This is a genomic window from Acinetobacter sp. Brlt_5 (genome assembly GCF_051949055.1).
In the GTDB taxonomy this organism is placed as follows: domain Bacteria; phylum Pseudomonadota; class Gammaproteobacteria; order Pseudomonadales; family Moraxellaceae; genus Acinetobacter; species Acinetobacter indicus.
The window spans coordinates 1-317 of the sequence record NZ_JAYJLP010000056.1; the positions used below are offsets into that span (position 1 = coordinate 1).

Annotated in this window: 1 pseudogene; it reads right to left on the minus strand. The window is 32.2% G+C overall.

Annotated features, from left to right (window positions below):
• Positions 1-190, minus strand: a pseudogene (locus VF685_RS14085) (hypothetical protein); the annotation flags it as partial.
• Between the last annotated feature and the right edge of the window lie 127 nt (positions 191-317).

Consider the following 317-nt stretch of genomic DNA (forward strand, 5'->3'; position numbering starts at 1 on the left):
ATATGAAGCTGAAAGGTACAGTCAAAATACAATAAGCCAAGTAGACAAGACCGTGCCCTACAAGAACCACTAAAATCGAGTATAGGCTGTATTCCTGATTCATTACGATAAACAGGACTGCTGTGAAAAAAAGTAGTGGTAAAGGAGAAAGTAAGAGAGCTTTTACTATTTTTTCATTTGAGTATTTCACTAATTTAATTCTCTTATCTACTCAATAAACAATAATACTATAACGATTTTATTGGAGGTTTTTTGATTCTATTTAACATAATGGCTGTTATGCAAAGTCGACTTGTAATGCAATTTGCATTACACTG